Here is a 7,917-nt window from a genome sequence, read left to right as displayed (position 1 = left end):
GTTTTTATTTGAAATATTCAGTATTTTATTACAAATTTGTCTATATTTGTGATGTTCAGTCCTGAAATTCCGCAACGAAGACCAAGCGACGGGACGTTGGCAGTAATACTCAAACCCTTAAAAATGAAATTTATCTTTAGATTATTAACCATATTAGTTTTTACTTTTTCACTATTTAGTTGTGATCCTGGACATGATATAGACTTCGTCAATGGAACAGAATCCAATGTCAAAATTAAAATTAATCTGAATCCTAATAATAGATGCCAGAGTCTTACAGAATTATCTAAAGGTGATTCTATAGTTTTTGACTTAAAACCAAAAGACACTGCCAATATTTATTGTGGAATGGGAACTTGGGATGACGATGATATTAAAATCACAGCTAATTGTATTAAAAATATTGAAGTTGAAACGAAAGATATTAAGACAATTTATAAAAGTTGTAAGTCAATAGCAGAAATTTTAAAAGATAACCGCAATGGATTTTGGTGGAAAATTAATATTCAAATAGAAGTTGAATAAAAACCTATTGCCAACAGCGGTTTGCCTCAATGGCTTAATTCTGTGATTCTTCAGGAAATACGCTGATAACTCAAAGTTTGGTTTATATTTGTGATTGTTCAGTGAGAGGCAAGCCAATGGACGTTAACAGATGCTACAGAACAAATCAAAAAATGGATAATAAAACTTCTCTTTCTGCATTTATGGATCAACCATATCCATTTTATTATGAAAGCAGAAAACTGCTTGAGATTTTGGGTATCATTTTTATGATTGGATTTTTTTTCAATTTCCTTCTACAACCGTTTGGAGTGAATCCTGACGAGCACAAAATGAACTATTTCTGGATTTGCGTTATTCATTCTGGTTCCCCTTTGCTTTTATTGAGCTGTATTGCTTTGGTTTTGAAACTTTTTCCAAAAACAACCGACAATTGGAAAGTCAAAAAAGAGTTCATTCTCATCTTATCTCTGGTGCTTATGACAGGGATTACCCAATTTCTCTTACGGGATGTCATTTATAACAATCCTGATAACTGGTCCTGGAGGTATTTTAAAGAAGAAGTCATAAACTCCTTTATAGCAGGTGTTTTCCTTGCACCGGTTATCATTTCTATCAATTTAAACAGACAACAGTTAAGGAATAAGTCGAATGCCCATCGTATTTCTGCTGCAATACATGAGGTAAAAGAACCTCAATCGAATACAATCGTATCTATTGATACTGAAGTGAAATCGGAGAAATTCTCGTTTGACAGCAACAGTTTTATTTACGCTAAAGCGGAAGGGAATTATGCTGAAATCTTTCTTAAAAAGGAAAACGAATGCCATAAACTCACGAAACGCATTTCATTGAAGAATCTGGAAGCACAATTGAGTAGTTTTACTTATATTATTAAAACCCACCGATCCATTTTACTGAATGTAAATTATATTGAAAATGTTTCCGGCAATGCCCAGGGCTATAAAGTCCAGTTGAAAAATTGTACCGAGACTGTTCCTGTTTCCAGAAATTATATCCCTTCTTTCGAAAAAGAAACTACTGCTGGTTAAATCGCCTTGTCATTCGTCCCAGAATAGTGTCTGTTGTCACAAAACAATGGCATTCGTCCCATAATCCTGCCATTCAAAACAAGTTTTTGCGAGTTTCTTTTTTTGCCCGCACCTTTGTAAAAAAATTTAGAAAAGATGCGTAGATACGATTTAGACTGGCTTAGAGTAATAGTGTTTGGATTACTTATTTTTTATCATGTAGCAATGTTTTTTGTGGCTCCGGATTGGGAGTGGCACATCAAGAACAACATTACTTATGAAGGGATTAAATACCCGATGTTATTTTTAAACCAATGGCGATTGCCTATTCTTTTTGTCATTTCCGGAATGGGAACTTCTTATGCCCTTTCCAGAAGAAGTAGCGGACAATTTGCCTGGGAAAGGACGAAGAAACTGCTGCTGCCTTTAATCTTCGGGATGTTGGTTATCGTCCCTCCACAGGTGTACATTGAAAAACTTTCCAGCGGATTGATTACAGGGAGTTATTTTGATTTCTGGCCTTCACAAGCTTTTATTGGGAAGTATCCTGAAGGGGATTTAAGTTGGCACCACTTATGGTTTATTCCTTACCTGTTGATTTTTTCACTGGTACTGATTCCTGTTTTTTTATATTTAAGAAACCATCCCAATAATTTTCTTTTGAGAGCAACTGCTAAGATGTGTAATACTAAATTTGGTTTGTATTGGTTTATTCTGCCATTATATCTGTTTGAAGCTTTTGTAGAGCCTTTCTTTGAAGAAACCCACGCTTTGGTTGGAGATTGGTTTGTGCTGATCAACAGTATCACTTTGTTTTTTATTGGCTTCTTATTGATTTGTGTGAAAGACGTTTTCTGGACCTCGGTAGAACAAAATAGAAAGTCCTTTTTAATTTGTGGTATCATTGGTTTTTCCTTATTGATGTTCATCATCACCGCCTATGAAGACAGTTATGTAAGACATTTTACCGAAGCAGGCATCAAAGTATTTTCGTTATGGTCATGGATCCTTACTCTGTTTGGCTATGCATCCAAATACCTGAACAAGCCCAGCAAGCCCTTAGCTTATTGTAATGAAGCGGTATATCCTTTTTACATTCTGCACCAGACCATTACCGTAATCCTAGGTTATTTTATGATGCAGCTGCATTGGCATTTTGTCTTTAAATTCTCCTTTATGACAGTGGGAACGTTTTTAATCTCGTGGTTTATTTATGAGTTTTTCATCAGACGATGGATATTGATTAGACCATTTTTTGGATTATAAAATGTAAAAAAGAAAAAACGAGCTGTAGTGATGGAATAAAAGTGGATTCGTAGGATCAACGATTATTTTCATATCTTCGTTTAGATAGAAAATACTGTGCTACAAAGGCTCCCATGTGTGCCTTTGTAGCACAGTATTTATGTCAAAAAAAATAGCGAAAACTTCACCAAACAAACTCAATAAATTGACATTTCAAATATTATATAAAGAAAACACCTATTAACACTTTTATTTTGTTTATGTTTTTTTTATCATTTGAACAAAGTGATTCTCCCATTTTAGACAATAATATAGCTACAGTAAAACCAATTCAAAAAAAGATCTAAGCAAAGTAAAAGAGAGCAACTAATAATCATAAAGCAAAAACCAATTTCGACCAATTAAAAATTAAATTGTAAATAAAATTTTAAGGTTACAAGAAATTAAAGAGTAGAAAAGAAGCTTATTCACTTAACATCCTAACATATTAAAAAAAAGCCGTGAATTTTACAACTCTTTGATAAAGTTTTACAACATATTCACAACATCGGAGTCTAATTTGTATTGTGGAAAATATTCACAACTGTCCGCCAGAAGCGGGAATTAAAATAATGTAAAATGATACAATTAAAAAAAATGTTCTCAGCGGCTGTTATTGTTGCTGCCTCTTTGTTAATTGTAGGGTGTGAAAATAATGACTCTCCTGTATATACCCCTACAACCAATAGCACACCTACAATTACGGCACAAAGTCCAAGCAGTAACGCAACTAACGTTGTTCTCAATAAAGTAATATCCATTACTTTTAGTGAGGCAATGAACTCTTCAACGATTAACACTACTACTTTTTCCTTAAAACAAGGTACAACATCGGTTTTGGGTACTGTTGGTTATTCTGGAACTACAGCAACATTTACTCCCTCAGTTGCTTTATCTTCAGGCATCATTTATTCGGCTACTATAAGTACTGGTGCTAAAAGTACTGCAGGTATTTCGCTCGCCGTTAATACGACTTGGAACTTTACAACTGGAGTTAATGCACAAGGTCTTTCAACTGTTGGCTTAGGGGCAGCAGGTAATTATGTTATACTTGCAAAAACTGCTATCAACAATAATCCTACTTCAACTATTACGGGTGATTTAGGATTAAGTCCAGCAGCTACATCTTATATCACGGGGCTTTCTATAACAAATGCCACTGGATATGCGACTTCTGCACAGGTAACAGGTAAAATTTATGCCGCAGATATGGCAAGTCCAACATCTACTAACCTTACAACAGCAGTAAATGATATGACAACGGCTTATAATGATGCAGCTGGACGTCCTTCACCTGATTTCTCAGAACTAGGAACTGGTAATATCGGCGGAAAAACCCTTACTGAAGGTCTTTATAAATGGACAAATACTGTTACTGCACCTACAAACTTAATAATTTCAGGAAGTTCAACGGATATTTGGATTTTCCAGATAGCTGGAGACCTTACTGTAAGTTCAGGAGTAAAAATTACCTTAAGTGGAGGAGCGCAAGCCAAAAATATTTTCTGGCAGGTTGCAGGTACTGTAAGTATTGGTACCACAGCAGAATTTAAAGGTGTAATCTTATCTAAGACAGGTATTACACTTGCTAGAGGAGCTGCATTTACTGGTCGTGCTTTAGCACAAACGGCTGTTATTCTTGATGGTAATGTTGTAACAAAACCATAGTAATAATCATCAAAATTATGTAGGCGAACGAATAATTTTGAAACAAACAAAAGAAGTAAATATCGAATCAATACAAAATGTTTTGAAAGAACTCCTTACAACTAAATATTTCGGTTCAAATAAGTAAGAAATGCATTCTGTCTCTACTAATAAAGATAAATGTTGTGTAACTTAGAAAAGTTTTTCATTACAAACAAACCACTATAACAACCTTGTTTAAATTATCTAAACAAGGTTGTTTTCTGTTTTAAAATAGCTTTACTAACAATCATTAATCTTGAAATTATTTTTTCAGATTGAAAAAACAGGTTTAGAAACGGTTATATGGTTATTACTTCTTGATATAAAATATTTTAATATTTATAAAACCTAGAATTAACTGTTATAGTTGATTCTAGAAACTTAATAGATTTCAATAATTGGATATTATTTCATCCTCAAGGTTTCTGTATTGCATAGTTTATCATGGTTTCATTTAATAGATTCATTAATGAGTATTTTGCTTAGTTAGGATTTGTTTTTTTTATTATTTATATTGTTTAAAATAAGTATTAAAATATCATTTACTTGATCTGTAGCAATGTCTAAGTTTTTTTTTAAAACGTTTGATGAAAGCAGTTTCAAGAAATGGTGAAAAATCTAATAAATTCAAGTTCACTTTCGCAAGAATTTTTATCTTTAACAGAAAAATAAAAAGTTCCGAAATTCGCAACCTAAACTAGTGCTGGAAAGTTATACGCCATTTCCTGAAAACTCAATATCACACTGAACATGAAACTAAAGCTTCCAATTATTATTATTTTATTTTTTCTAATTACTTCATGTAATAAAAATATTTATGGAATATATAATACAGAACATTCAAAGGATAAAAGTGCATTTATTCAAATTGAATTCTAATTATACTGTTGAAAAAAATGAAATTCATACAATCAGAATTGATTCTAAAGGAACATGGAAAAAAGAAAACAGAAAAATAATTTGTTATTTTCAAGCAACAGAAGCTGGATTTCCTGCTGATACTTTGATTTTGAAAATATTTGAAAAAAATATGATTTTTGAAAAATATGGAATAGTTTACAGTAAAAGTTTTTATTTAAAAAAAGTAAAAAGAACTAAACAAAATTAAATAAAGAAATGGCGTATAAAATCGGTTAAAAGAAATTGCGGTTTAGGACTTAATTTAAAGTTTGTTTTGTAGTTTTGATTAGATCTTAAACCAAAGTTTTGATTTCCTTAAAAGCAACATCATTAAACCCGGAAACATTATACTGTTCAAAACCTTAACATCCCATGAATCTCTACTGGATAAAAACACCTCAAATCATCAAAAGATTATTTAGTAATCAGGTTTGGGATATTCCCAATAAGGAGAACAAAATTTATCTCACTTTCGATGATGGTCCAACACCAGAAATAACGGAATGGGTTTTAGGAATTCTGAAAGAAAATAATATTAAAGCAACTTTTTTTTGCATTGGTAAAAACATAAAAAAATACCCCGATATTTTTAACAATGTTATTAATAACGGACATCGTACAGGAAATCACACTTTCAATCACAAAAATGGTTGGAAAACAACGAATTTTGAATATTTGCAAAATATTGAATTATGCCAATCTGAAATCCTATCCCGAAAGCTTTCGGGACTAAAATCTGAAATTCTAAATTTATTTCGTCCGCCTTATGGAAAAATAAGACCATCGCAATCTAAAAAATTACAAAAAAAAGGTTACAAAATAATAATGTGGGATATTCTAACTGCCGATTTTGACGAGTCTATTTCAAAAGAAAAATGTCTAGAAAACGCTACCCAAAAAGTAACATCTGGCAGTATTATTGTCTTTCACGATAGTGTAAAAGCATTTGCAAATTTAGAATATGCTTTACCTAAAGCCATTCAAATCTTAAAAGAAAAAGGATTTGTGTTTGATTTAATACAGTAATTACAAAAAATCTATATCTGTTCTTGAACCAAGGTAATAATAGAGTTTGCATCTAGTTCCCCAGATTGTCTCCAAATCATTTGTCCGTCTTTATAAATCATAAGTGTAGGCAAACCTTTTATACGAAGTGCTTCGGCCAATTCTTGGTTTTTATCTACATCTATTTTTATTACTTTGGCTTTGTCACCAAGTGCCGCAGCTACGTCCTTGATAACAGGATGCATCGATTGTGAAGATTCATTCCAGTCTGTATAAAAATCGATTAGTACAGGAACTTGAGCATTTATTAATTCTCCAAATTTTGACATAGTATAATTTTATTAAACTTTGTTATACAAATATAGTGTTTTTAGCATATTAAGCTACATTTTGTCCTTTTTTTAGTCGAATTACCGTTATTTCGGGCATAACCCCTACTCGGCCAGGATAGGCATGAAACCCAAAGCCACGATTTACATAAATATATCTTCCTGCATTTTCGTACAAACCAGCCCATTGTTTGTACATATATTGCGACAGACTCCATTTGAACCAACCCGGAATTTCGATTCCAAATTGCATTCCGTGAGTGTGTCCTGACAAGGTAAGTTGAATGTTTTTTTTGTGATTTTTTACAATTTCTTCCCAATGACTCGGGTCGTGACTCATTAATACTTTAAAATCTGAGACAGAAACTCCATCTGATGCTTTATCAATATCACCAAAAGAACCAAAATGTTTACCCCAATTTTCGACACCAATTAAAGTGATTTCATCATTGTCTTTTTTGATTTTTACATTTTCATTCAACATTAATTTAAATCCTATTTGTCTATGTAAATCTTTTATATCAATAAAATTTTTAGCCTTTTCTGCTTCCGAATCCCAATCTAAATAAGCGCCATAATCGTGGTTTCCAAGAATAGAAAATTTGCCAAAAGCTGGTTTTTCTAGTCTATTAAAAGTATCAAGCCACGGATGCATTTCATCTGCTTTGGCATTTACAATATCGCCTGTAAATAGTAATATGTCGGATTTTTGTTCATTAATCAAATCGATAGCATAATTTATTTTTTCAGGATTATCGAAACTTCCGCTGTGAATATCTGAAATATGAGTTATGGTAAAACCATCGAAAGCATCAGGTAAATCGTGAAAAAATACATTCTGTTTGATGACTTTAAAATTATATTTCCCAATAGTCATTCCGTAAATTAATGACAAAAAAGGAACAGCAGCCAATCCTAATCCTATTTGACTAACAAATTTTCTTCTTGAGCCTAAAAAGCTTGAATTACCCTCTTTATTACGAATAAAATGATTGACACCTCCAGCTCCAGCTCTAAAAATATCTTCTCCAAATACAACTAAAGACAATAATATTTTTGGAAGGTAAACCAGTAAAAATAAACCCATCGTAAATAAAGTTTGGTGTGTTTGCCCAACTTTACGATCAAATAAAAAAACATTGTAAGAGACATAAAAAACAACCAAAAAACTTATA

Annotated in this window: 8 protein-coding genes; 6 read left to right on the top strand and 2 right to left on the bottom strand. The window is 32.3% G+C overall.

What is annotated here, in order from left to right:
• The first annotated feature begins 48 nt into the window (after window positions 1-48).
• The 6 genes from ACH2BP_RS12380 to ACH2BP_RS12355 all read left to right on the top strand — a co-directional run bounded on the left by ACH2BP_RS12380 (window position 49) and on the right by ACH2BP_RS12355 (window position 6,434).
• Complete coding sequence (locus ACH2BP_RS12380; protein ID WP_395060349.1) at window positions 49-525, top strand: hypothetical protein; 477 nt, start codon at window positions 49-51, stop codon at window positions 523-525.
• A 116-nt stretch (window positions 526-641) separates the two neighbouring features.
• On the top strand, window positions 642-1,556 hold the full coding sequence (locus ACH2BP_RS12375) for a LytR/AlgR family response regulator transcription factor (protein ID WP_395060347.1): 915 nt from the start codon (window positions 642-644) through the stop codon (window positions 1,554-1,556).
• A gap of 135 nt (window positions 1,557-1,691) precedes the next feature.
• Entirely contained in the window at window positions 1,692-2,801 is a 1,110-nt protein-coding gene (locus ACH2BP_RS12370) for an acyltransferase family protein (RefSeq protein ID WP_395060345.1), read from the top strand.
• A 597-nt stretch (window positions 2,802-3,398) separates the two neighbouring features.
• Window positions 3,399-4,487, top strand: coding sequence for an ice-binding family protein (locus tag ACH2BP_RS12365; protein WP_395060343.1), 1,089 nt, complete (start codon window positions 3,399-3,401; stop codon window positions 4,485-4,487).
• Window positions 4,488-5,325: 838 nt separating this feature from the next.
• On the top strand, window positions 5,326-5,616 hold the full coding sequence (locus tag ACH2BP_RS12360; RefSeq protein WP_395060341.1) for a hypothetical protein: 291 nt from the start codon (window positions 5,326-5,328) through the stop codon (window positions 5,614-5,616).
• A 164-nt stretch (window positions 5,617-5,780) separates the two neighbouring features.
• Window positions 5,781-6,434, top strand: coding sequence for a polysaccharide deacetylase family protein (locus ACH2BP_RS12355; RefSeq protein ID WP_395060339.1), 654 nt, complete (start codon window positions 5,781-5,783; stop codon window positions 6,432-6,434).
• An 11-nt stretch (window positions 6,435-6,445) separates the two neighbouring features.
• Here the strand turns inward: ACH2BP_RS12355 and ACH2BP_RS12350 are convergent, their stop codons facing one another.
• The gene (locus tag ACH2BP_RS12350) at window positions 6,446-6,742 is read right to left on the bottom strand and encodes a thioredoxin family protein (protein WP_395060337.1); all 297 of its coding nucleotides are present in this window, start codon (window positions 6,740-6,742) and stop codon (window positions 6,446-6,448) included.
• Window positions 6,743-6,791: 49 nt separating this feature from the next.
• The gene (locus ACH2BP_RS12345; RefSeq protein ID WP_395060335.1) at window positions 6,792-7,916 is read right to left on the bottom strand and encodes a metallophosphoesterase; all 1,125 of its coding nucleotides are present in this window, start codon (window positions 7,914-7,916) and stop codon (window positions 6,792-6,794) included.
• Between the last annotated feature and the right edge of the window lies 1 nt (window position 7,917).

It is taken from the genome of Flavobacterium sp. (assembly GCF_043756175.1).
Classification (GTDB): domain Bacteria; phylum Bacteroidota; class Bacteroidia; order Flavobacteriales; family Flavobacteriaceae; genus Flavobacterium.
The sequence above is the reverse complement of the archived record's forward strand: the minus strand, read 5'-3'. Positions and strand labels throughout refer to the sequence as shown.

What these genes read in the sequence shown, in the direction of transcription:
- ACH2BP_RS12360 (WP_395060341.1), top strand. Translation starts at nt 5,326, where the DNA reads ATGGAATATATAATACAGAACATTCAAAGGATAAAAGTGCATTTATTC.
- ACH2BP_RS12355 (WP_395060339.1), top strand. Translation starts at nt 5,781, where the DNA reads ATGAATCTCTACTGGATAAAAACACCTCAAATCATCAAAAGATTATTT.
- ACH2BP_RS12350 (WP_395060337.1), bottom strand. Translation starts at nt 6,742, where the DNA reads ATGTCAAAATTTGGAGAATTAATAAATGCTCAAGTTCCTGTACTAATC.
- ACH2BP_RS12375 (WP_395060347.1), top strand. Translation starts at nt 642, where the DNA reads ATGGACGTTAACAGATGCTACAGAACAAATCAAAAAATGGATAATAAA.
- ACH2BP_RS12365 (WP_395060343.1), top strand. Translation starts at nt 3,399, where the DNA reads ATGATACAATTAAAAAAAATGTTCTCAGCGGCTGTTATTGTTGCTGCC.
- ACH2BP_RS12370 (WP_395060345.1), top strand. Translation starts at nt 1,692, where the DNA reads ATGCGTAGATACGATTTAGACTGGCTTAGAGTAATAGTGTTTGGATTA.